Origin of the sequence: Moritella sp. 28 (assembly GCF_018219435.1) — a bacterium.
Taxonomy (GTDB): Bacteria; Pseudomonadota; Gammaproteobacteria; order Enterobacterales; family Moritellaceae; genus Moritella.
Genome location: NZ_CP056121.1, coordinates 3,248,749 through 3,272,317, shown reverse-complemented (window position 1 = coordinate 3,272,317; position 23,569 = coordinate 3,248,749). Strand labels below are relative to the sequence as shown.

The window sequence follows — 23,569 nt, the reverse complement described above, 5'->3', positions numbered from 1 at the left end:
TTATCTTGGCTACCGTTACATTATACCCCATGTTTAAGAGTCTAACAGTATGCTTGGCCAGATAACTGAAATCGATAAATTAATCTTGTTATACAAGTATGAAACTCAGGGGACGTTAGAGGCAGAATCGGTGCTTGATATATCTGACGAAGAAGCGCGTTTTATCCGTACTTCGGGTGAATATATCTTGTGGGAGGCGGGTAAGCGAGACTTTGATTATCCCGAAATGGCCAATTCACATTGGTTAGAAACCACCTATCGCGGTCAAGCGGCTAAGTTAGATTGTTTACGAACTCGTGATGCGGTCTTATGTCCATTGTTTTTGAGAGATCAATTTTATGGTGAATGGCACATACATAATGGCTTCTTACGAATGAGTATAGAATCAGCACATCATCATATTGAGTTATTCTCTGTGGCGAATTATGGCAGTAATATTCATCCAATATTGTTGTTTAAGGACAAGGAGCTAGTCGGTTCTGCAAATATAACGTTAATGGTGTAGAAATTGTGGGGATTACAGATAATATTTTCACTGTTTGATATGTAAAACCATTTAATTTGATAGTTATAGTTGATCAATCATCATCAAACGCATGTTTAAATTATGGATTCGTTAGTTTTAGGTTATTATATTTTAACCTTTAGTGCTGTAAAATTAGCCATGAATCACTCATGATAAGTATAAAACTACACTTTATAATAAAAAGTAACAACATATGTCTATTTGTTTCATCGTGTCATTTTTAGGCATTATACCATTTTAATATTCCACTTCATTTCAAACGAAACCCTTTCATGTTAGTCATGTAAACCGTTGAAGATTAAACTAATTTAATCTTGTCAACTGAACTTCAAAGATGCTTTAATTCGATCTAAGAATTATTTACTTTACGTTTAATCTACATTTTAGATTCTAATTTCCATTTAAAATGGGGTAAGTTAATATAAATTGTTGTTGCGTTAAGTCACATTTTTGTGAACAATCGTTAGTGACAAATGACACTCTTCATTTTGAATATGAAGGGTTAAATCCGATATTTTGTACTGATGCTTCTCCGTACCTCATGCTATATGAGTACACATGGAACGTAGTATTTTATCTTTGATGTTGAAACAGACAGGAACAGATGATGCAAATAGGTATACCAAGAGAGAGTCTCAAAGGTGAAACTCGAGTTGCTGCAACACCAGCAACGGTTGAGCAGTTACAAAAATTAGGCTTTTCAGTATTGGTTGAAAGCAATGCTGGTAAATTAGCTAATTTTAGTGATGCTACTTTTGAGGCGGCTGGAGCAACGATATCGGAAGATACCAAACAAGTTTGGGCTTCTGACATTGTACTAAAAGTTAATGCGCCAGCGAACGACAAAGAAATTAAGTTATTACAAAAAGGCACTTCATTAATCAGCTTTATTTGGCCAGCCCAAAATGAAGCACTTTTAGAGAAACTTGCAAAACGTGAAATCAATGTTTTAGCAATGGATTCTGTGCCACGTATTTCACGTTCACAGTCACTTGATGCATTAAGCTCAATGGCTAATATCGCCGGTTACCGTGCAGTAATCGAATCAGCAAATGAATTTGGCCGTTTCTTTACCGGTCAAATTACCGCTGCTGGCAAAGTAGCACCTGCCAAAGTACTGATTATTGGTGCTGGTGTTGCTGGTCTTGCTGCTGTAGGTGCAGCAGGCAGTTTAGGTGCTATTGTTCGTGCGTACGATACGCGTCCTGAAGTTAAAGAACAAATCACCAGTTTGGGTGCTGAATTCTTAACGGTAGACTTTGACGAGTCTGCGGGATCTGGTGATGGTTACGCGAAAGTAATGAGTGACGACTATAAGGTTCAAGAGCAGAAAATGCTTGCTGAGCAAGTTGCTGATGCGGATATCATCATTACCACTGCATTAATTCCTGGTCGTCCAGCACCACGCCTAATTAGCCAAGAAATGGTTGATGCAATGAAAGCGGGTAGTGTGATTGTCGATTTAGCTGCAGTGAACGGTGGTAACGTTGAACCTAGTGTGGTTGATAAAGTTATTACGACTGACGGTGGTGTTAAAGTCATCGGTTATAACGAAATGGCTCGTCGTCTACCAGCACAAGCATCACAGCTTTACGGTACCAACTTAGTTAACTTACTTAAATTACTTACACCAGAAAAAGACGGCGAAATGACCATCAATTTTGATGATGTCGTTCAACGTGGTGTGACGGTAATTAAAGACGGTGAAATTACTTGGCCTGCGCCACCTATTCAAGTTTCAGCTGCTCCTCAAGCGGCGAAACAAGAAGAAGTGAAAGAAGCGCTAGTTAAACCTGAAAAGAAAAAAACAGGTATCTATAAGGCATTATTAGCCGGTGGCGGTATCTGGGCATATTCAGCGCTGGCAAATTATGTTCCTGCTGAATTTTTAAATCACTTAATGGTATTCGCACTGGCTTGTGTGATTGGTTATTACTTGATTTGGGATGTGGCTGCGTCATTACATACGCCGCTGATGAGTGTAACGAATGCGATTTCAGGTATTGTTATTCTTGGTGCTTTCTTCCAAATGGGCGCAGAGAGTGGTCTTGTAACCTTACTCGCATTCCTCGGCACATTTATTGCCACTGTCAACATCGCCGGTGGTTTTGCCGTTACTGAGCGTATGTTGAAAATGTTCCGTAAATAAGGATTTTTATAATGTCTCAAGAATCAATTGAAGCTGCACAACATGCTATCAATGCTGCGCAAGTAGCGGTAGATGCAGCAACACAAGCCGCGCAATTGGCACAGATTGCAGTTGCAGAACAAGCTCCTGTCGCTGTTGACGTGGTACAGGAAGTTGCAGGTGGTAAAAGTATTTTAGAAGCCGCATATATCGCGGCAGCGGTACTGTTTGTACTTGCTCTTGCTGCGTTATCAAAGCAAGAAACGGCACAGAAAGGCATTTATGTCGGTATTCTGGGTATGATTGTAGCGGTTGTTGCAACATTATTTAGTAGTGACGTAACAAATATCGGTTATATCATTGCTGCTATGCTTGCTGGTGGTGCATTTGGTGTGCGCTGGGCAAACAAAGTCGGAATGACTGAAATGCCAGAAATGGTTGCGATCCTAAACAGCTTCGGCGGTTTAGCGGCTGTATTTATCGGTTACAACAGTTATATTGAATACAATATTACAGATCCAGTTATGTTAAGTATTCACTTAACATTAATCTTCCTGGGTGTATTCATTGGTATCGTTACATTTGTTGGTTCATTAATTGCCTGGGGTAAATTAAACGGTCGTGTTAAATCGAGCGCGTTAATGCTACCACACCGCCATAAAATGAACTTAGTTGCATTACTTGCTACTATTTATCTAATGTTCTCGTTTGTTGGTGCTGGCTTTGAAGGTAACACAACAGCATTAGTATTAATGAGTCTTATCGCAATCGTATTTGGTGCGCATTTAGTGCTATCAATTGGTGGCGCAGATATGCCAGTTGTTGTATCTATGCTTAACTCTTATTCTGGTTGGGCTGGTGCAGCTACAGGTCTTATCTTAGGTAATGATCTGTTAATCGTAACAGGTGCGCTCGTTGGTTCTTCAGGTGCAATCTTAAGTTATGTAATGTGTAAAGCGATGAACCGTTCGTTTATCTCTGTTATTGCAGGTGGCTTCGGTAACGACGTTGTTGCGCCAACAGGAGATGAAGAGCAAGGTGTTCACGTTGAAACATCTGCAGCTGAAGTTGCTGAAATGCTAATGGGTTCTAAGCGTGTAATCATCACTCCGGGTTATGGTATGGCTGTAGCGCAAGCGCAGTATCCTGTATTTGCAATCACGAAGAAATTGCGTGACGCGGGTGTTGATGTACGCTTTGGTATTCACCCTGTAGCGGGTCGTTTACCTGGTCACATGAACGTATTACTTGCTGAAGCAAAAGTACCATACGATATCGTATTAGAGATGGATGAGATCAATGATGATTTCAACGACACTGATACTGTACTTGTAATTGGTGCGAATGATACGGTTAACCCAGCAGCGAAAGAAGAAAACTCGCCAATCTCAGGTATGCCTGTACTAGAAGTATGGAATGCAACGAACGTTGTTGTATTCAAACGTAGTATGGCAACTGGTTATGCTGGTGTTCAAAACCCATTATTCTTCAAAGAGAATACAACTATGCTGTTTGGCGATGCTAAAGAAAGCGTAGAAGAAATCTTCAAAGCAATGTAATTGCGATGTTAGTATCGGTTAAATGATACAAGATTTTTTGAAGATTGAAGGAGCCGAAAGGCTCCTTTTTTTGTTTTTAAATAAGCCTCAGAGCCAAACTTTTTAGGCTCTAATTATTGGAGTATTAACTAACTCTGTATGAGCATTTTCATCAGTAACTATGGTCTTTTTTATCACTTTACCAAGAGTGAGTAATAAAAATATTGAGGCTAATAAAAATAAAGAATTGGCCATAAAATAATACCTTCCATTATTGTTACAAGGCGTTATTTTTGATGACTCTTAATAACATGTCAATTTTTGTTCATGATTCGTCAGTAAATCTGATGAATTGTGGGTTATTCTATATTTTCGGCATCGCTTTCTACTCACCACAGATAACGTTGAGTAAATCAATTGATTAATTATCTTATCTATATGATTTATTTGAAGTATTAACACCTAAATGCTAAATAGTAATTGAAATGTGATCGCGCAAGCTAAATTGGACAAGTCGTTTGTTTTATAGTGAAGTAATGGAACATCGATTTAATGCAATTCATCTCTGACATTATTTGTTATATCTCAGCCATTTTTTTGCCACATCGCTATGAATTTAGGGGTTGTGATGGTATAAATAAGTGAAATGTTAGGTTTAATACGTAGTTTAATTACAAGCAGATAGGGAATACCATGTTTGAGAAAATCGTTACAGCAGCAGCAGATCCAATTTTAGGTTTAACTGAAGCATTTGCTAAAGATCCACGCGCCGAAAAAATCAATTTAGGTGTGGGTATTTATAAAGATGAAACAGGTCAAACGCCTATCTTAAAATCAGTTAAATTAGCAGAGCAAAAGTTAATTAATGAAGAAAAAAGTAAAAGTTATTTAAGTATTGAAGGCCATAAAGCGTATGCGTCAGCAGTACAAAAACTATTATTTGGTGCTGATAGCGAGGTTGTAACAAAGCAACGCGCAATCACAGCACAAGCACCGGGTGGTACTGGTGCACTACGTACAGCTGCTGATTTTATCAAGAATCATTTAACAAGTGATCGTATTTGGGTAAGTAATCCAACATGGGCAAATCATGGTAATGTTTTTAATACTGCGGGTTTAGAAGTTAAGCAGTATGCTTATTATGACGCTGAAACACGTGGTTTAGATTTCAACGCAATGCTCGCATCTCTAGCTGAAGCAGAAGCGGGTGATGTCATACTTTTCCACGGTTGCTGCCATAACCCAACGGGTATTGATCCAACGCTTCAACAGTGGACGACACTTGCGCAATTATGTGCGAACAAAAAACTATTACCCTTGTTTGATTTTGCATACCAAGGTTTTGCAACAGGTGTAGAAGAAGATGCAGCAGGTCTACGTGTATTTACAGAGCATTGTGAAGAACTATTAGTTGCGAATTCTTTCTCTAAAAACTTTGGTTTGTACAACGAACGTGTTGGCGGTCTAACGCTAGTGGCGAAAGATCAAGATGTTGCGGCTGCAGCATTTAGTCAAATTAAATCTGGTATTCGTGCAAACTACTCAAACCCACCGGCACATGGTGCGGCGGTTGTTGCGATTATTCTTGATGATGAAATATTACGTAATCAATGGGTTGCAGAAGTCGCTGAAATGCGTGTTCGTATCCATGAAATGCGTGAGCTATTTGTAGCAACACTTGCAGAAATGGGTGTGACTGGTGACTATAGCTTTATTACTCGTCAGAACGGAATGTTCTCATTCTCAGGTCTTACTAAAGAACAGGTTGCTACATTGAAAGATGAGCACGCTGTTTACATTGTCGGTTCTGGCCGTATCAGTGTTGCTGGTATGACCAAAGACAATATGCAGCCTTTATGTAAAGCGATTGCTGCAGTACTTTAATCAGCAATAAATGATTAATGACTAAATGGGTGCTTCGGTGCCCATTTTTATACATTTTTATACATTTTTAGTTTGTAATAATACAAGTTAGGCCTAGCGCTATGGCTCAAACAAAGACTCATATGCTACTTTTAATGATGGTGATAAGTTTATTTTTGGTTTGTAGTGTTAAAAATATATCTGAAAGACTTATAATTGCAACGTTAACCATTAATGTATTGTTATTTATATATATTTAAATTTCCCCTCTCTTTTCTAGTAATGCTTCATATCAACAAAAGTAATATATTTTGAATTAAAAGTTGTACCTAGATCACAAAACGTGTAGATTGCCGCAATCTTTGTAATTTTGAGGCAATAATGAGTAATAAACCACTGCAAATCCTATTAGCTGGCATCGGCATTAACCTAACTATCGGTATCCTATACGCATGGGGGGTCTTTACTGTACCTCTCGCTGAAGCGTTAAACGTTGATGCGTCAGATGTAAAAGCACCGTATAAAATTGCTGTGTTCACATTTGCTACTTGTTTACTTATTGCTGGTATTTTACAAGACAAGATTGGACCTCAAAAAGTGGCCATGCTTGGTGTGACTCTCGTTGGTCTTGGTCTCATTGCTTCAGGTTACACTACGACTTTGGTAGAACTTGAATTTACCTTTGGCGGTATTGTTGGTGCCGGTATCGGTTTCTCATATGCATGTATTAGCCCAAGTGCGATGAAATGGTGGCCCAAAGGTAAAAAAGGTTTAGTAAGTGGTTTAACTGCGGGTGGTTTCGGACTTGCGTCTGTATACCTAGCGCCATTATCTACAAGCCTTATCGAAAACTACGGTATCTACGACACATTCAAAATCTTAGGTGCAGGCCTATTAGTAATCGCTATTCCATTAGCGTCTCTGCTTGTTGCGCCTCCTGCAGGTTATGTTGCTGACCCATCTGAAGCGAAAGCGGTTGCATCAAGCGATGATATCAATCTTAGCTGGCAACAAATGCTGAAAACGCCTCAATTTTACCAGTTATGGGTAATGTTCATGGTTTCAGCTGCTGCAGGTATCATGCTTATTGGTAGTATTGGTAACATCAGTAAATCAATCGGCCTGACATCAGAGCAAATTGCATTCAGCGTTGTTTTACTTGCTATCTTTAATACAGGTGGTCGTGTCGTTGGTGGTTTAATTTCTGATAAGATTGGCCGTGTAAATACACTTGCTTTAGTATTTATGCTTCAAGCAGGTAACATGGCATTCTTCACTACTATTACAACGCAAATACCGCTGATGGTTGCGATTGCAATAGGCGCGATGTCATACGGTGCACTATTAAGTGTATTCCCTACAATTACTGCTGATAACTACGGTCTAAAAACTTACGGAACTAACTTCGGCATCCTTTATTCTTCATGGGGTGTATCTGGTTTCTTCGGTGGTTTCTTAGCAACTGTTGCCGGTTCAACTAATAATACTTATTTTGCTTTTGCAGCACTACTAGTGGCTGTTACTGTCATTGCTTTCTTTACTAAACCAGTAGATAAAGCGGCTGTATTAGCAAGAGAAGCAAATAAATTAAAAACTGCTAAAGCTTAATCGTTAGCATTTACTAATTTGTGTCAAAGGGATAGCTCAAGAAATTGACTATCCCTTATTGTTAAAAATGAACATTGCCGCCTAAACTAAAATATTTCAAATCTGCTTGAATGACGGTATAGCCCGCTTCTACCGTGAATGCATCACCAAGCTCAATGCCAAATATTATACCGCCAGAAAAACCATCTTCGTCCCATTTTTTTGTGTCTGACTTTAGTGTCCCTTCTAAATAACCAGCCCTTAATTTTGCATAGTATGTACCTGATGTACGATATGTCCCATAGATAGCGTATGACTCATATTCCAAATCAATACTGTTTTTATCCATATCGACAAAAGTACCTTCAAACTCTAAACCAAAACTACTTTTTTGAATTCCTACAAGAAAAGTAGCGGGTATTTTAGAATCTAGTTTGTCAAATGCAGTATATATATAACCTGTTTTAGCGCCGAGGTAAAAGTCGATATCGCCAGATGTTTTATCTTCTGCCGTGGCTGAGGTTGTTGCGATTGTTGCGAGTGATAAAATGAGAGGGGTTAATTTTTTCATCGTTTATCCTTGTTTTATGTGAACTATGCCGTGTTTTTTTAATCATAGTTACAAGAATCATTTTCGCTATAATATAAGTTGTATATCAGTCGATTATCTAATAAATCAAACGATGTTAGTGATATTGATCTACTGCTTTGGGTGTTATTAAAGTTGATTTAGTAAGGAGAAAATGTTGTTTTCCAATACAATCACTTGTGGTTTCACTTGAAGGCAGTGGGGGTGGGGTTAATCGTCGTGTTATAACAAATTTTGTAGTAAAGGTTATGATTTTAATGCGCTTTTAAAATGCTCATTTAAGTCTAACTTACAATTTAAAGTAGCGATTATTACTTTAAATTCAATATCGATTAGAGTGTATTTACTATGTTATTATTCGAATATAGTAACGAATTTAATGAGTTGTCATTAACGGTGAAATGATAGCGAGAGGTGCTTGTGAGTAAGAATGTAAAAGGTCGTGGTTTATGGTGGAAGTTATTACTCATCCCAGTGTTTATCGGGTTAGCTGTAATGATTTATTTAGATATTATTATTCGTTCAACATTTGATGAAAATAAGTGGGCTGTACCATCGACGGTTTACGCACGTCCGCTCGAATTATACGAAGGCGCGGCTTTAACTGCAGCTGATTTAAAAACGGAACTCAGTTTATTAGGTTATAAATTTGTTGCTCGTCCGACTAAACCTGGACAAGCAAATATACGAGGTAATGAGGTTCGTATTTATACGCCCGGATTTCAATTTAGTGATGGATTAGAGCCCCCACGTAATATTTCGTTGATATTGAATGATGGCATGGTTGCTAAACTGGATACTGACGATGGTGTCGGCCTTTTACGATTAGAGCCTGTTGTTATTGGTGGTATTTATCCTGCACATAACGAAGATAGACTGCTAGTACAGTTATCCGAAGTACCTGCGTCGTTACAAGCAATGTTAGTGGCGGTTGAAGATGATAGCTTCTATGAACATTTTGGTATTTCTGTTCGTGGTATCGCCCGTGCATTAGTGGCGAATATTAAACAAGGTGGTATTTCCCAAGGCGCGTCAACACTGACTCAGCAACTGGTTAAAAATTATTACCTGAGTTCTGAACGTACTTTTAGCCGCAAAGCAAAAGAAGCATTGATGGCAATCTTACTTGAACTCCATTTTTCGAAGGAAAAGATTTTAGAAGGGTATATTAACGAAATTTATCTTGGTCAGGATGGCCCTCGTGCTATCCATGGCTTTGGCTTAGCGAGTCAGTATTACTTTAAAACCCCACTTGCAGATTTACCGATCGATAAGCAAGCCTTATTGGTCGCATTAGTGCGTGGTGCAAGTTACTACAATCCTTGGCGAAACCCTGAACGAGCACTTAAACGTCGTGATTTAGTGTTAGATATTGCGGTTCGAGAAGGTCGTTTAGACAGTGAGTTAGCGGCGGCTGCAAAAGCGCAACCGTTAGGAATGGGTGATCAAACAGCGAGTAGCACCAAGCGATTTCCTGCTTATCTTGATTTAGTTCGCCGCCAATTACAGCGCGACTATAAAGTTGAAGATTTAAGTGAGAATGGTTTGTCTATTTTTACGCATTTTGACCCACTTGTGCAAAGTAGCGCAGAATCAAGTCTCACGAAATCCATTGCACGACATAAACGTAATGGCTTGAGTGCTAAACTTGAAGGTGCCGTGGTGATAACTAGACCAAATACAGGCGCTGTTATTGCTATTGTTGGTGGCGCGAATGCGCGTTATGCTGGTTTTAATCGCGCCATCGATGCTAAGCGTCAAGTGGGCTCATTGATTAAACCAGCTGTGTACCTGACAGCATTAGAACAGCCAGAGAAGTATAATCTGTCCACCTTGATCAGTGATGATGAATATAACCTAAATCTACCCAATGGGGATATTTGGTCACCTAAAAACTACGATAAGAAAGATCATGGTGAGGTATTGTTATATAAAGCGCTTGCTAAGTCTTATAATCAAGCTACAGCACGCTTAGGCAATGAGATTGGGTTAGATAAGGTCATTAATACGATCCATGGTCTTGGTGTCGAACAACGTATAGCGGCTTTGCCATCGGTCACCTTAGGTGCGGTCGATATGACGCCATTAACCGTTGCTCAAATGTATCAAACATTATCTGCGGATGGTTTTTATACACCTTTATTAGCAATTAATGCAGTTGTCGATCCAAAGGGTAATGTGTTGAAGCGTTATCCGTTAGCCGTTGATAAGCGCTTTGATGCTGGTTCTGTGTACATGCTGCGTCATGCGATGCAAGCTGTTACGCATGAAGGCTCGGGGAGAGCCCTCGAATGGTTGCTACCAAACTTTGAAGTCGCAGGTAAAACGGGAACAACGAATGATCTAAGAGACAGTTGGTTCGCTGGATTCTCTGGTGACATGATGGCCGTTGTATGGATGGGACGTGATGATAATGTGACGACTGGTTTAACAGGTTCGAGTGGGGCTTTGCGTGTTTGGGCGGACATTTTACGCCAACGTTCAGCATTGCCGATTCAGAACTTGCCACCACAGAATATTACAGTCGGTTGGGTTGATAGTGATACTGGTCAAGGTAGCCAAGGTAGCTGTCTTAACTCGATCCCGCTGCCTTTTATGAGTGGTTATGAACCTGAAATTGAATTACGTTGTAATCAAGGGGTTAAGCGAGTGATTGAGTGGTTCCGTGATCTTGTCGAATAATGCGATTTGTCATTAAAAATTAACTTTGGAAGTAACATGAAAATAATAAAACGCGCGTGTCTGTTCGCATTGCCATTACTTTTAACAGCCTGTGGGACAATACCTACGTATAATTCCAATGGTACGCAAGTGCAAGAGACGAATAATACTGTCCCAGTTTCGGGTGAACAAAGTAAACCGGAACCAAAAGCTAAGCCAAAACCAGCACTGGTAGATGATACAGCTCAAGCACCAGCAGCGGTATTATCACTCATTAAACGAGCTGAAAAACAGGTAAATAGTGGTGATAATCGTGCTGCGATGGCATCATTAGAGCGTGCTATCCGAATCGCGCCACGTTATCCAGACACTTATTTCCGTTTAGGTGAGCGTTATTTCTATCAAGGTAATTATAAACAAGCCCGCTCACTGGCTGAAAAGTCGATAACATTGGGTGCAGACTGGCTGTTACGTCGACAAGCAGAATCTTTAATTGAACGTGCTGCGGCATATTTATAATTTATAAATAGAGTAAAGAATGGAAATCGAGCTACTAGAAATTAAAAACTTTATCAGCCAGTATCAACCTTTTGATCAACTTCCTGAAGAAGCGTTAGAGGAAGTGGTTAAAAGTATTGAGATCTCATACTTCCGTGCAGACTCGATGATTATTGAGTATGGCGACAAGATCCATGATCTGTATTTTATTCGCAGTGGCGTGGTGGAAATATACCGCCGCAAAGGTGAACTATATAACCGTCTTGATCAAGGCGAAATATTTGGCCAGATGGGTTTACTCGCCAATAATAAAGTTCGACTTCCAGCAAAAGCGGTTAAAGACACGCTTGTTTATTGTATTCCTGAAGCACTCTTCCATGATTTTTGTGAACGTTATGAAGCGTTTTCTGATTTCTCGGAAGTTGAAGGCACGATTCGATTAAAGCAAGCTGTTGAAGATAATAACGATGATGCGAACTCATTAACCACTTCAAAAGTTAAGACATTATTAAGTCGAGACTTAGTAATGTTAAAAAATACGACGTCAATTCAAGATGTTGCCAAGGTAATGGCAGAAGAGAGTGTGTCCGCGGTACTGATTAATGATCCGACCATTATCCATGAAGATGGGAGTAATTTTGTCGGTATTATTACTCAGCATGATTTATGTGCAAAAGTGATTGCGACGGGGATGAGTGTTGATAATCCTGTTTCTGATGTAATGTCGACAGAACTTATGTCACTCGATCATAATGCCTATGTCTCAGAAGCGATGCTGATGATGTTACGATATAATGTCCATCATTTACCTATCTTAAAGAACAAGCAACCTATTGGCCTCATTGAAGTTGCTGATATTATTCGTTATGAATCTCAAAATAGCTTGTTGTTGTCGGGTAGTATCTTCCAGCAACAAAATATTGAAGATCTCGTTTTACTCTCTGAGCAGCTCAAAGATTGTTTTGTACGTATGGTCAATGAAGATGCTAATTCACATATGATTGGTAGTGCGATGTCCGAGATTGGTCGCAGTTTTAAACAGCGATTACTCGAACTTGCCGAAGAAGAATTAGGTCAGCCTCCAGTTCCTTATTGCTTCCTAGCTTTGGGCTCAATGGCACGTGATGAGCAATTGATTGTAACAGACCAAGACAACGGTATTATTTTAGATAATAGTTATGATAATGAGAAGCACTGCGCATATTTTGAAAAATTATCTAAGTTTGTATGTGATGGATTAGCCGCTTGCGGCTATACCTATTGTACAGGCGATATTATGGCAACTAATCCTGAGTATCGTAAAACCCAAGCTGAATGGGAAGATTGTTTTGCTGACTGGATTGATAACCCGAATCCACAAGCATTATTAAATTGTTCTATCTTCTTTGATTTAACTGGCGTGTATGGTCGGGTTAAATGGGCTGAGCAGCTAAATGCCTTTATTTTACGTCGCGCCAAGAAAAATAACCGATTCTTAGCTTGTTTAGCACGTAATGCATTAAACCGTACGCCGCCACTGGGTTTCTTCAAAAATTTTGTGATGGAGAAGGACGGTCGTCATAATAATTCAATTAACTTAAAACGTCGTGGTACAGCACCGCTGGCAGATTTAATCCGCGTACATGGACTGGCAATTGGCTCTCAATCGCAAAATTCATTTGAACGTTTGGAAGATATTATTGAAGCGGGTATTTTACCAGCATCAAAAGGACAGGACTTACAGCATGCGATGGAGTTTATTTCCTTAGTTCGTTTACGTCACCAAGCGTTAGATGTGGAGTCGGAAATTGAACCGGATAATAATATTGAACCAGAAAATATGTCGGAATTTGAGCGACGTAATCTTAAAGATGCTTTTTTGGTTTTAAGTAACGCACAGAACTTTTTAAAATATCGTTATACCGCCAATAAAATGTAGGGGTTATTAATGCATAATTTTATCAATAAAGAGATTTTAAACTGGGGTGCGTTTTATCAAGTTAAGGTAGCCCAAAGTAAGGATGAACGTTTAAAGTCTTTTTACCAGACTGGTATGTATCATGATGAAACGAAGTTAAGTGATATTGATTTTGTCGCGTTAGATTTTGAAACGACAGGGCTGGATTCACAACAAAATAGCATTATTAGCATTGGCTTGGTGCCGTTTAATTTGAAACGTATTTTTTGTCGGCAAGCACAGCATTGGTATATTGATCCAGAGGATAAGTTACAAGAAGATTCCATTATTATTCACGGTATTACCCATACAGATCTAAAAGGTGCACCCGATTTATTACGGATACTAGAGCCTGTATTAGAGGCATTAGCGGGAAAGGTTGTTGTGGTTCATTACCGCCGTATTGAACGTGATTTTTTTGATAGTAATTTACGTAGTTTAATTAATGAAGGTATTGTGTTCCCTGTTGTTGATACAATGCAGATAGAAGCAGATGTGCAAGATGCGCAAGCCAAGGGCTTTTTCAGTTTATTTAAACGTAAACGTCAGGATTCTATTCGTCTTGCAAATAGCCGTTCTCGTTATCATTTACCTGTGTATCCACCACATGATGCATTAACAGATGCAATTGCGACTGCTGAACTATTACAAGCCCAGATTCATTATCACTTTTCGCCAGATACACCGATTAAAAGGCTTTGGCTGTAGGTAGTAGATAGTCGTTGTAATCAGTGAGCGTTTTAAAAAATAGCGCGTTAATATTATATTAACGCGCTATTTTTTTTTATTAGACTCTGTTTTTATTTCTTATTTTAACTAGGATACATCAAGTCCTTGCTGCCAAAATGCAATTTCCATACGATTGGCGTTGATATGTTTGTTTTAACCTTTAGCATAAATATCCCTAGAGCTGGCGCACAGGAACTTTATCAAGCCAAAGATTGAGAGACGCGAAGGTCAAATCATGAGAAGCAAGATCGATAGTTCCCTACGTCAGTGTTAACTGAATCAGGTTCAACGGGTCTCGCAATCAAACAATTAAGCCATTGATATAATCGTTCGAATTTTAACGTCTTTGATAATGGATAATGTTGTTTCCAATCTCTCATGCCATTTCATCGTAAAGCTAATACTATTATCACGTTTCATTGCGCTCAATTTTGTTTTTGATAGCCCTTACAAAACAGATTGTTACGTTATATTTGTAAGGTTTGAGCTAGTCATGTGATAACCTAAAATTCGTAAGCTGTTGTTTGTGTTAATAAACAAGTTGATAACTTTGGACGTATCATTTTAGTTTGTCTTATCGACCAAAAGGGCTCAGATAAGTGTTGGGAAAAATAAAGGGAATTATTATGTTGGATAAAAAATATACCGCAGGTGTCTTAGCTATCTCTGTGTTTATGACAAGCGGTTTTATTACTGCTCAAGCTCAAACGTCAGAAGAAAAAGGTTTTGCTATAGCCAAAGAGCGTAAGGTAAGGGATTCTGGGTGGAATGATAGTATCCAACAAACCACTATGGCACTGCGTAATGCAAAAGGGAAAGAAAGTATTCGAGAAATACGGATAAAAAGTCTAGAAGTTATTGATGATGGTGATAAAGGTTTGACTATTTTTGATAAACCCGCAGACCTTAAAGGTACTGCTTTTCTTTCTTTTTCACATATCAATAAAGCGGATGATCAATGGCTTTATTTACCTTCATTAAAACGAGTTAAGCGTATTTCCTCTCGCAACAAAGCGGGTCCTTTTATGGGAAGTGAGTTTTCATATGAAGATCTATCCTCATTCGAGCTAGAAAAATTTAAATTTAATTATCTGAAAGATGACACGTTTAACGGTAATCAAATGTTTGTGATTGAAAGCTTCCCTACCGATAAATATTCTGGATATACCAAGTTGATTAGTTGGGTGGATCAAGACCAATATTTGGTACACAAAGTTGATTTTTATGATCGTAAATCGACAAAATTTAAGACGCTTACTGCAAATAACTACAAGCTATATCTTAATAAATTTTGGCGAGCTGAATCGATGACCATGATTAATCACCAAACTGGGAAAAGTACGACAATGACTTACCATGATGTGAAGTTTAATCAAGGGTTAACAGAACGCGATTTTAATAAAAACTCATTAAAGCGTGCGAGATAAGTTTAATCGTATGAGATATTTAGAGACTCCGTTGAAATATAATAATAAGTCCTTAGTTGCTGTATTAAGTTTAATTATCTCCACTAGTTCATTTGCTGCGATAGACCTAAGTGGCTTGGTGGGCCTAGAAACTCGATATTTTATACAAACACCAGTTGACTCGGAACAGACTGATGAGCAGGTATCACTAAATTTTAGCCCTGAGCTTTATTGGGAAGGGGACGAGCAAAGCGTTCTCTTCAAACCTTATGTTCGTTTAGACAGTGTGGACTCTAACCGTTCACATTTTGATATTCGAGAAGCGATCTATTCTACATATCACGATACTTTTGAATTGAAAGTGGGTATCGGTAAGGTTTTTTGGGGGGTAACAGAAACGCTTAATTTAGTTGATGTAGTTAATCAAAATGATGCAATAGATCGATTTGATGAAAACGAAAAATTAGGTCAGCCTATGTTTCATTTTTCAACCTTTAGTGATTGGGGAAATGTAGAACTACTGATATTACCTTTTTTTCGACCTGTTATTTTTCCTGGTGATAAAACACGTTTTCGCCCAACCCCTATCGTATTAAGTGCACTTAATTCAGGGCGCTCTAATGGTATAGGGCCTCCATATATAGATATAAGAATAGATAATAGTGATCCGACATATGAAGCGAAAAATGATGAATCACATATAGATCTAGCAAGCCGTTGGTCAAACAGTATCGAAAACTGGGATTTAGGGGTAAGTTGGTTTAACGGTACATCAAGAGACCCTAGTTTTAACGTATCGATTGATTCCGATGTATTATCGACTGGACAGGTAACATTGAAGCCATTTTATCCATTGATTAATCAGTTTGGCATTGATACTCAGTACATTTATGATGATTGGATACTTAAGTTAGAAAGTATTAATCGAAGTGGCGATAAAATCAAAAATTACACTGCATTTGTTACGGGGTTTGAATATAATTTTTATAGTATTCAAGACTCAATGGTCGATATAGGGATGATCGTTGAATATGCATGGGACTCACGTGACAAGATCAAAAATTTAAATGAAAATATGAGTAATCTAGAAGACATTAAACGTCAAATAGAGAGTAATAATCTCAGCATTAACCGCAATAACATATCTGTTGCATCAAGGTTTACATTTAATGATGCAGAGTCGAGTGAACTACTGATCGGAACAAACCAGAACCTTGATTATAAAGGTTCTCGAACAATATTTATTGATATAAGCACCCGAGTAGGTGAGTCCACTAAAATATCTGCAAACGCGACGTTTATTTGGAGTGACGATCCATTTGATCCTGGCTATATGTTCCGACAAGACGACTACATTCAAGTCACGGCCGAGTATTACTTTTAATAAAATGAGCCTTTCAAGGGCTCATTTTAGCTGTGTTAGTCACTTAATTTAATTCCACCATATTCATACAGTTAAGTCCCTCCTTCACTGTTTTATTTGAACTCCTGTACTTTTTATCTATGTTTTCGTTATTGAACCTTTCAGGTTTTCCTGTTCGTTATCGACCGTTTATGGCAGTTAAAACGGACACTGAATTTTATAGATGTATTAATAAAAAAAGTATTTCAATACTACTATTTGAATATCACATTTATGGTAATTTTAATGACCTATGTTATCCAATGTCGGCTAATTCTTTTATTTACAATGATTTATGCTCGCGTCGTAGGCGGGTTATTTTATTTTCAATGATTTAATATACCCACTTTGACTAGTAGGTTTTAGTGCTTTTAACTAAAATTTAGTTCCCATAAGGAGTTGTTCAATGGTGTCTGAAGCTTAATCCGACTATATGCCTGCAAAACACCCTAATATGACACGCCGTCATTCATGTTGCTTCATTATATCTTGAAAATCAACGACTTATACGTTGAGGTCAACCGTTCTAAATGTTATCTTTTTAAATGTTAACGAAAAGTAATGTATCAAACGTACCAGAAAGTAAATTTAAAAATTTACCCTGAAATGTTCGTTCGCTCATTATTGTGGTTCTTGTACTATATATTTAGGATGGATATTGTAAATGGAAGTCATAAAAACCTCTTTACTGATTAACTTTGTTATAAAAAGGCCAAAACTAACAATTTGTTTGTTCACATGTCTAATCTTTGTTTCAATTTTTGGTGCTGTAAACCTCAGTTTTACGTCTGATTTCAGATCTTATTTTAGTTCAGACAATCCTCAGTTAAAAACATTTGAACAACTTGAAACTGACTTTAATAAACAAGACACACTGACTTTTCTTGTTGAAAGTTCGAATAATAACCCCAGTATCTACCAGCCAGAAATTATTCATTATCTTGAATTATTAACCGATGAAGCATGGGCTATTCCTTATTCTCGGCGTGTTGATTCACTGATTAATTTTCAAAAGATGAGCGTAGATGAAAATGATTTACAAATAAATGATTTAGTACCCGGAAACAGTCATTTGACACCGTCTTTTTTACTCGAATTAAAACAGTATGCAGAAACTCAACCTAGACTACTTAACAATTTAGTCAGTGTGGATGGGACGCTTGCAATCGTTCAGGTTACCCTCACTTTACCTGAAAGTAATGAGTCCGCGACTCCAGAGCTAATCAGTTATGCCCGAAATAAGCTTGAAGAGATAAGTAATAATAATGTAAAAGTTCAACTCTTTGGTACTTCAGTTATTAATATTGCGTTAATGGAAGCGGTTGAACGTGATATGGCGCTACTTATCCCGAGTAGTTATTTATTAATTTTCGCTGCGATATATTTCTTATCTCGCTCTATCTCTGGCGCTACTCTGTCTCTTGGTGTGACCCTAATGACAGTATTATCAGTGTTTGGTATTTTTGGCTGGCAAGCGCATCAACTCACTCCAGTAGTTGGTGCTGTACCTTCAATGATTATGGTCATTGTCGTTGCTGATTGCATGCATTTACTTGTCTCTTATCAATATCATATACGGCAAGGCCTTAAGCAAGTTTCTGCAATTAGAGAGGCGCTAACAACCAATATTAAACCTATTGTTATTACTTCAGTCACAACAGCGATAGGGCTTCTTTGTTTAAACTTTAGTGAGTCACCACCTTATCGAGATCTTGGTAACCTCGTTGCTTTGGGTGCGATTATCGCCTGTTTTTTGAGTTTGACTTGGTTTCCGGCTGTTTTATTACTATTGCCCGAACCGAAGAAACTGCCGAATATTGATAACGGATGGTTACACTCCATTATTATGAAATTTAGTCAGCTGCTGACAACACATACAAAGTCATTGTGGTTATTCACTGTTGTGCTTCTTTTGGCTGGTGGTTTTGGCGCAACTAAATTAGAACTAAACGATCAATGGCATCAGTATTACGATGAAACATTTGATGTTCGTCAAGCAATTGAAACTCAAAATGATAAATTAAATGGCGTTAATTTCATTCAATACTCTGTTGCGTCAGGTGGTGAGCAGGGCATATTAACGCCTGAATATCAAAAAGATTTAGATAAGTTAATTCAATGGGTTCGCACACAAAAGAATGTCGGATATGTTGATGGGTTTAGTCTACAAGTTAAGGAGTTAAGCCAAAAACTTAATCAAGATAATCCTGATTTTTATCAGGTACCAAACAGTAAAAACGCGATAGCTCAATCTGTGTTGCTTTATGAAATGTCACTCCCTTACGGTATGGGCGTTGACGAGCAGGTTAATTTTGATAAATCAGCGACACGATTAACAATCAATTTACATAAAATATCCTCTAAAGAATTATCAGCATTTGATCTGAAATTAATAACTTGGGCTGCAGAGAATACACCTGCGCTGTTGCTAACAGAGGGATCTGGCGTTGATATGATGTTTGCAAAAATTTCAGATCGTAATAGTGAGAGCTTGCTGAAAGGAACGGCGCTTGCGTTGATCTTAATTTCAGTATTACTGAGCTTCTTGCTGCGCTCTTGGAAGCTAGGCCTTATTAGTATCATCCCTAATATTATTCCGATTATTATGGCTTATGGTATATGGGGGCTTATGGATGGCCACATTGACCTAGGGCTTAGTATCGTCGCAAGTATGGGGATAGGGCTTGTTGTTGACGATACGGTTCATTTTTTATTTAAATATCGTTACGCGAAACAAAATAATGCGACAACGCCAGAAGCGGTTGAATATGCATTTAATACCGTTGGTATAGCCATCATTATTACCTCGATTGTTCTCACTTTAGGTTTTGGCCTACTGACATTATCACACTTCTCACCGACCTACGGGATGGGAGCATTACTTGCCTTAACAGTGATGTTTGCTGCAATTATTGATTTCATTTTATTACCGCTACTTTTACTCAAGTTCGACAAATAACTCAATGGATGAGCCCATTAATAAATAGGCTCTAATAATATTAAAAGGACTTTAATCATGACACAAATGTTAACCCTTAACGACCCTATCCAAAAAAGAATACTTGGGTGGATTGATGAACGTTTTCCACTTCCTAATGCAGTATTATTTTTTATTTTGTATTTGCTTTCTGCCGTCGTTGCGAGAGCGACGCATAATGGTGAATCGAGTCTTGTTCTGTTTGATATTGTAAGCTGCTTAGTCACTTGGCTATTATTCTTACTTGTTCGTATTTTCGATGAGCATAAAGATTACGAGTTAGATGTACTTAATCATCCTAAACGCGTACTTCAAAGTGGGCTTATTACGCTAAATCACTTAAAAGTATTAGGCGTTATTTCTATCGTTGCTCAGATACTGCTTTCACTGTATCTAGATGCATTTAATTTTGGACCTATTACCCTCGCTTGGGCAATTATGTTTGTTTATTTATGCTTAATGGGCGTTGAGTTTTTTTGTGGTGAATGGTTAGAGAAACGTCTTACGCTTTACGCTTTTTCTCATATGTTACTTATGCCTATTACCGTTTATTGGTTGGCTAACTTAGCTGTACCTGGGATTGAACTAAATACGCCACTAATATTGACTATGCTGTTGTCATTTGTGAGTGGTTTTTGCTTTGAAATAACACGTAAAACCAGAGGACCTGAAGAAGAGAGGGAGACGGTCGATTCATACTCAAAAATATTTGGTACTAAAGGTTCGGCATTTGTCATTATTTTACTGCTATCAGGCATGCTTTTATTACAAATATTATTACTACTTAGTTTAGACGTTTCAACTGTTTGGATTTATGTTATCGCGTCATCTGCAATGTTTGTTTATTCCTTGAAATTCATTTTAAGTTTTATTCGTTATCCAACTTTAGCTGCTCGAGAAAAGAATGAAACTGCTATCGGTCTTAACCTGCTTGTTGGTTATCTTATCGTCATTATCGCAACGTTTATTTAAGCTCAAGGGAGGATTATAGTATGAGAACCAGCAGTGAAAATATCGTTAGTTACAGCATGAATGATGTAGCCAATACAAAGAGTACTATGTGTGTCGACAAGAATGTCTGGGCTGTGACACTGCTTAATGTGTCTAAATGTCAGTTAACGCTTTCCTGTAAAGAGTATCAATTTAGTGGTGTTGGACAGCTTATTGATAGTATTCAAATATCTATTCTAGGTCATACCTTCCAGTTAAATAATTTATCTGTTTATCAGTTCGACCAAAATAATGGTGGTGTTGCACAAGTCGAATTACGAAATGAAGCTGATAGCGACACTAAAAAAGTGTTGTGGAAAATATGCGATATCTTGCACCTTATACAAGAGCAAGAAAGCAATGGAAGGTTGTCTCAATTACCATTACCAAAAGTACCAGGGCGAGGTTTATACACGCAAGAAGCAAGATTAGACCGTCTCGAATATGTGCGTAGTCATACAGATGCAAAGCTTGAAATGGTAGCTCAGACTACGCTTAACGAATCTTCGCTAAAGAGTAATATCGAAGCACTAATCGGTTCTGTCGAAATACCTTTAGGTGTTGCAGGTCCACTGCTAATTCGAGGTAAACATGCTCGTGGATTATTTAATGCGCCGATGGCAACCTCTGAAGGTGCATTGATTGCTTCAGCCACGCGAGGTGCTACGGCATTATCTCAAGCTGGCGGGGTGAGCGTTCGTGTATTAGGACAGCGCATGTATCGAGCACCCATTTTTGTGTTCAGTGATTTATCCTCAGCCTTATTCTTTACCGATTGGGTGAAAGATCATTATCAGGAGCTTGTTAAGCAAACGCGTCAATATTCAAATTATGCCGATCTTGTTGAAGTTTCGACTGAATTAATGGGTCGTGCTGTACATGTTCAATTTATTTATGAAACAGGTGATGCAGCCGGGCAGAATATGACGACAACCTGTACTTGGCAGGCTTGTCAGTGGATTTTAGATCAGCTCAAAGAGTTTGAGAATTTAAAATTACAGAATTTCGTGATTGATGGAAATACTTCGAATGATAAAAAAGTCACTTATCATTCATTTTTGAAGGGTCGAGGAATTAGAGTCGTCGCAGAGTGCGTATTAACTGAAGAAATATGTAAAAAAACATTAAAAGTAACGCCACTACAATTGATTACGGCTTATCACTATATCCTTAACGGTGCAATTGCATCGGGTACTATCGGTATTAATATTAATATTGCTAATGTGATTGCCGCGATGTTTGTCGCTACAGGTCAAGATATTGCGAGTGTTCACGAATCATCGATAGGTAATTTGCATTTAGAACTGAACGAAAATAATGACATTTACATTACGCTTCAATTACCTTCTCTGGTCGTTGGCACTGTGGGTGGTGGTACCAACCTGACGCAACAAAGAGAGTGTTTAGAAATACTCGGTTGTGCGGGATCGAACAATTCACACAAGCTTGCAGAGATCATCACTTCATTCTGTTTGGCATTAGATCTATCCACTTTATCTGCGTTAGCCAGTGATCAATTTGCGAGAGCGCATGAGAAAATGGGGCGTAATAGGCCGATTGAATGGTTGATGTTGAAAGACCTAGACAAAGATTTCTTCACTAAAGGGATGCAAAGGTATACTCAAAACAACAGGGTTATTGTAGCGAAAGCGGAGCCCTTAGAAATAGAAAAAACGGGTTGCAGTATTATCTGTGATTTAACAGCTGAAAGAGTTAACAAGATTATTGGGCATCACCCTTATCAGTTAACTCTTGAAGGAGAAATAAAGCCTGTAAATGTAATGGTCAAAATAAAGCCATTAGATACCGAAGTTATTTTAATGGTGAATGGCATTATGTCGATGGGGCACCCTGGATTGGCCACATCATATAATCAGTTCAAAAAAAGTATGGGATTTAGAGGTTGCCATATAAGAGAATTGGCTATCATGTCACAAACAGATCCTCGGTTTGTTCGCAATGCGCCTAAAACATATATGACCGTTCAGGATGATACCCGAGAGTCTTATGTATTAGTTCAAGAACTTATGGAAAACATGGAACTAATGGATAGCGCCGACGATACTTCTGGCTGGACTCCTGAGCATATTAATACTGCAATTGAAGGTATCGCTGAAGTTCATGCAATTTGGTATGGCCGTGAAGATGAGCTAGCCAAAAAAGAGTGGATCATGGATGTGCCTAACAGCGAAAACATGCAGGAAAAAATTTACCTGTGGGAAATGCTAGGCACACATGCGACAGAAGATTTCCCCGAATGGTTCTGTGAAAAAGACATGGTTCGTTTTATCAATCGTGTTAATACATTAAAAGATTGGTATCGCGAGATAGATGCGATGCCAAAAACATTAATTCATAATGATTTTAATCCAAGAAATATCACTTTCCGCCGTGAATACGGTGAATTACGTCTTTGTGCCTATGACTGGGAACTGGCTACAATTCAAATACCTCAACATGATTTAGCTGAGTTATTAGCCTTTACCCTACAGCCTGACTTCGATCAAAATGATGTCGAACAATATATCGAAAATCATCGTCAAGCGTTACAGCAACAAACCAATTCAGAGATAGACCCAATCCAATGGCGTAGAGGGTTTACGTTGTCTTTATTTGATCTCGTGATTAACCGTATACCTATGTACATAGTGAGTCATAGCTTCCGTCACTATGAATTTATGGAGCGAGTACAAATGACATTACGTAAACTTTTAGATCATGAAGGAGCAGTAGAATAAC

Annotated in this window: 16 protein-coding genes; 14 read left to right on the top strand and 2 right to left on the bottom strand. The window is 38.3% G+C overall.

Annotated features, from left to right (window positions below; translation table 11 throughout):
• The first annotated feature begins 49 nt into the window (after window positions 1-49).
• From HWV02_RS14405 to pntB, 3 genes are all read left to right on the top strand, one after another.
• On the top strand, window positions 50-505 hold the full coding sequence (locus tag HWV02_RS14405; RefSeq protein WP_211676469.1) for a hypothetical protein: 456 nt from the start codon (window positions 50-52) through the stop codon (window positions 503-505).
• Between the two features lie 628 nt (window positions 506-1,133).
• Complete coding sequence (locus HWV02_RS14400; RefSeq protein ID WP_211676468.1) at window positions 1,134-2,675, top strand: Re/Si-specific NAD(P)(+) transhydrogenase subunit alpha; 1,542 nt, start codon at window positions 1,134-1,136, stop codon at window positions 2,673-2,675.
• Between the two features lie 11 nt (window positions 2,676-2,686).
• A complete protein-coding gene (gene pntB / locus HWV02_RS14395) occupies window positions 2,687-4,213 on the top strand; it encodes a Re/Si-specific NAD(P)(+) transhydrogenase subunit beta (protein WP_255546826.1) in 1,527 nt (508 codons plus the stop codon).
• Window positions 4,214-4,315: 102 nt separating this feature from the next.
• On the opposite strand, the gene HWV02_RS22890 is transcribed toward pntB, so the two are convergent.
• Complete coding sequence (locus tag HWV02_RS22890) at window positions 4,316-4,447, bottom strand: hypothetical protein (protein ID WP_255550349.1); 132 nt, start codon at window positions 4,445-4,447, stop codon at window positions 4,316-4,318.
• A gap of 438 nt (window positions 4,448-4,885) precedes the next feature.
• Here HWV02_RS22890 and HWV02_RS14390 point away from each other — a divergent pair, with 438 nt between their 5' ends.
• Both HWV02_RS14390 and HWV02_RS14385 read left to right on the top strand, forming a co-directional pair.
• Window positions 4,886-6,076, top strand: coding sequence for an amino acid aminotransferase (locus HWV02_RS14390; RefSeq protein WP_211676466.1), 1,191 nt, complete (start codon window positions 4,886-4,888; stop codon window positions 6,074-6,076).
• A 360-nt stretch (window positions 6,077-6,436) separates the two neighbouring features.
• Window positions 6,437-7,663, top strand: a complete 1,227-nt coding sequence (locus HWV02_RS14385; RefSeq protein ID WP_211676465.1) for an OFA family MFS transporter — start codon at window positions 6,437-6,439, stop codon at window positions 7,661-7,663.
• 61 nt (window positions 7,664-7,724) lie between these two features.
• On the opposite strand, the gene HWV02_RS14380 is transcribed toward HWV02_RS14385, so the two are convergent.
• Window positions 7,725-8,213: a hypothetical protein gene (locus tag HWV02_RS14380; RefSeq protein WP_211676464.1), complete on the bottom strand. Its 489-nt coding sequence runs from the start codon at window positions 8,211-8,213 to the stop codon at window positions 7,725-7,727.
• Between the two features lie 438 nt (window positions 8,214-8,651).
• On the opposite strand from HWV02_RS14380, the gene mrcB reads away from it, so the two are divergent.
• The 9 genes from mrcB (at window position 8,652) to HWV02_RS14335 (ending at window position 23,568) form a co-directional block, all read left to right on the top strand.
• The gene (gene mrcB, locus HWV02_RS14375; RefSeq protein WP_255546825.1) at window positions 8,652-10,913 is read left to right on the top strand and encodes a penicillin-binding protein 1B; all 2,262 of its coding nucleotides are present in this window, start codon (window positions 8,652-8,654) and stop codon (window positions 10,911-10,913) included.
• 36 nt (window positions 10,914-10,949) lie between these two features.
• The gene (locus tag HWV02_RS14370) at window positions 10,950-11,411 is read left to right on the top strand and encodes a tetratricopeptide repeat protein (RefSeq protein ID WP_211676462.1); all 462 of its coding nucleotides are present in this window, start codon (window positions 10,950-10,952) and stop codon (window positions 11,409-11,411) included.
• A 19-nt stretch (window positions 11,412-11,430) separates the two neighbouring features.
• The gene (locus HWV02_RS14365; RefSeq protein WP_211676461.1) at window positions 11,431-13,308 is read left to right on the top strand and encodes a DUF294 nucleotidyltransferase-like domain-containing protein; all 1,878 of its coding nucleotides are present in this window, start codon (window positions 11,431-11,433) and stop codon (window positions 13,306-13,308) included.
• Between the two features lie 9 nt (window positions 13,309-13,317).
• The gene (locus tag HWV02_RS14360) at window positions 13,318-14,034 is read left to right on the top strand and encodes a 3'-5' exonuclease (RefSeq protein WP_211676460.1); all 717 of its coding nucleotides are present in this window, start codon (window positions 13,318-13,320) and stop codon (window positions 14,032-14,034) included.
• A 647-nt stretch (window positions 14,035-14,681) separates the two neighbouring features.
• Window positions 14,682-15,482 carry an outer membrane lipoprotein-sorting protein gene (locus tag HWV02_RS14355; RefSeq protein ID WP_255546824.1) on the top strand — a complete coding sequence of 267 codons (801 nt, stop codon included), beginning with the start codon at window positions 14,682-14,684 and terminating at the stop codon, window positions 15,480-15,482.
• Window positions 15,483-15,513: 31 nt separating this feature from the next.
• Entirely contained in the window at window positions 15,514-16,845 is a 1,332-nt protein-coding gene (locus tag HWV02_RS14350; RefSeq protein WP_211688381.1) for a hypothetical protein, read from the top strand.
• A gap of 682 nt (window positions 16,846-17,527) precedes the next feature.
• Window positions 17,528-19,822 (top strand): RND family transporter, encoded by a 2,295-nt coding sequence (locus HWV02_RS14345; RefSeq protein WP_211688379.1) that lies wholly within the window; start codon window positions 17,528-17,530, stop codon window positions 19,820-19,822.
• A gap of 57 nt (window positions 19,823-19,879) precedes the next feature.
• Window positions 19,880-20,812, top strand: a complete 933-nt coding sequence (locus HWV02_RS14340; RefSeq protein WP_211688377.1) for a UbiA family prenyltransferase — start codon at window positions 19,880-19,882, stop codon at window positions 20,810-20,812.
• Between the two features lie 20 nt (window positions 20,813-20,832).
• A complete protein-coding gene (locus tag HWV02_RS14335; protein WP_211688375.1) occupies window positions 20,833-23,568 on the top strand; it encodes a phosphotransferase in 2,736 nt (911 codons plus the stop codon).
• Window position 23,569: the final 1 nt, after the last annotated feature.

Bases quoted from the DNA above. Each gene is read 5' to 3' on its own strand.
- HWV02_RS14405 (WP_211676469.1), top strand. From the start codon at position 50: ATGCTTGGCCAGATAACTGAAATCGATAAATTAATCTTGTTATACAAG.
- HWV02_RS14400 (WP_211676468.1), top strand. From the start codon at position 1,134: ATGCAAATAGGTATACCAAGAGAGAGTCTCAAAGGTGAAACTCGAGTT.
- pntB (WP_255546826.1), top strand. From the start codon at position 2,687: ATGTCTCAAGAATCAATTGAAGCTGCACAACATGCTATCAATGCTGCG.
- HWV02_RS22890 (WP_255550349.1), bottom strand. From the start codon at position 4,447: ATGGCCAATTCTTTATTTTTATTAGCCTCAATATTTTTATTACTCACT.
- HWV02_RS14390 (WP_211676466.1), top strand. From the start codon at position 4,886: ATGTTTGAGAAAATCGTTACAGCAGCAGCAGATCCAATTTTAGGTTTA.
- HWV02_RS14385 (WP_211676465.1), top strand. From the start codon at position 6,437: ATGAGTAATAAACCACTGCAAATCCTATTAGCTGGCATCGGCATTAAC.
- HWV02_RS14380 (WP_211676464.1), bottom strand. From the start codon at position 8,213: ATGAAAAAATTAACCCCTCTCATTTTATCACTCGCAACAATCGCAACA.
- HWV02_RS14370 (WP_211676462.1), top strand. From the start codon at position 10,950: ATGAAAATAATAAAACGCGCGTGTCTGTTCGCATTGCCATTACTTTTA.
- HWV02_RS14365 (WP_211676461.1), top strand. From the start codon at position 11,431: ATGGAAATCGAGCTACTAGAAATTAAAAACTTTATCAGCCAGTATCAA.
- HWV02_RS14360 (WP_211676460.1), top strand. From the start codon at position 13,318: ATGCATAATTTTATCAATAAAGAGATTTTAAACTGGGGTGCGTTTTAT.
- HWV02_RS14355 (WP_255546824.1), top strand. From the start codon at position 14,682: ATGTTGGATAAAAAATATACCGCAGGTGTCTTAGCTATCTCTGTGTTT.
- HWV02_RS14345 (WP_211688379.1), top strand. From the start codon at position 17,528: ATGGAAGTCATAAAAACCTCTTTACTGATTAACTTTGTTATAAAAAGG.
- HWV02_RS14340 (WP_211688377.1), top strand. From the start codon at position 19,880: ATGACACAAATGTTAACCCTTAACGACCCTATCCAAAAAAGAATACTT.
- HWV02_RS14335 (WP_211688375.1), top strand. From the start codon at position 20,833: ATGAGAACCAGCAGTGAAAATATCGTTAGTTACAGCATGAATGATGTA.